Annotated in this window: 1 protein-coding gene; it reads right to left on the bottom strand. The window is 68.7% G+C overall.

The features are described 5' to 3' along the window. Positions 1-829, bottom strand: an 829-nt coding sequence (locus FNH08_RS50415; protein ID WP_322726693.1) for an NAD-dependent epimerase/dehydratase family protein, incomplete at its 3' end; no start/stop codon positions are given. Between the last annotated feature and the right edge of the window lie 260 nt (positions 830-1089).

The following is a 1089-nucleotide window of genomic DNA, read 5'->3' as shown; positions in this document are numbered from 1 at the left end:
GGGTGCGGATGATGCGGGCCATCTCGTGGAAGGAGGTCATCGTCTGGGCCGCGACGATGTAGCGGCCCTTGGCGTCGGGGTTCTCCGCCGCCGCGATGTGTGCGTCGGCGACGTCGCGTACGTCGGCCGTGGTGAAGCTGAAGTCCGGTGCCCCGTAGAAGAAGTAGCCCTTGAACAGTTCCTCCAGCAGGAAGAGGCTGCCGGATTCCGAGGCCGGGGTGAGTGAAGGGCCCAGGATCAGGCCGGGGTTGACGGACACCATGTGCCAGCGGTCCTGCTCCGCCTCCGCCGCCCACGCGGCGCGCTCCGCGAGTGTCTTGGCGTAGTGGTAGGGGTTGTTCTCCTCCGTGCTGGTGGTGTTGAAGTACGTCTCGGACAGCACCTGGTCGTCCATGTCCAGCACGTCCGCGTAGTCGCCGAAGATCGCGCCGACGGTGGATGTGAGGACGAGTCGCTCGACCGTCGGTGTCCTCTCCACGGTCGCCAGTACGTTACGGGTGCCGAGGAGGGCCGGGTCGACCATGTCCCTGCGGCCGTCCTTGATCTTCTCCGGCATGAAGAACGGCGACGCCACGTGGAACACCACCGTGCAGTTGCGCATCGCCTCGTCGAAGGAGCCGTCCGCGAGCAGGTCCGCCTCGAACAGGGTGAGTCGGCCGGGGAACTCCTGCTGCATGTCCCGTAGGGGTTGCACCTTCGCGGTGTTCGCGGTGGAGCGCACTGTGGTGTGCACGCGGTAGCCGCGCTTCAGGAGCCGTCGGACTAGGTGACTGCCGACGAAGCCGCTGCCGCCGGTCACGACGACGGGTATCTCCGTGTCTCTGGGCACGCTCTCAACTCCTGGGCAGTGGCGGGTGGTTGGTCGAAGGGTGCCATGGTGGATGCCGCGACGTCAGGGCCGACCGGGGGTTCCTCGCCCCCGCCGCCCCTACCCGTCCCATCCCCAGGGGCGCTGCCCCTTCGACCCCGCCGTTTTCGGGGGCCGGCCCCCGGACCCCCGCTCCTCAAACGCCGGAGGGGCTGAATTGGTGCGGGGCGGCGCTGGATGGTGCGGGGCAGCGCCGCATCTTCTCCGGCGGGGGCCAGGGC

The organism is Streptomyces spongiae, assembly GCF_009377185.1.
GTDB lineage: Bacteria > Actinomycetota > Actinomycetes > Streptomycetales > Streptomycetaceae > Streptomyces > Streptomyces spongiae.
Note: the sequence above shows the minus strand (reverse complement) of the source record. Positions and strands in the feature narration are given on the sequence as shown.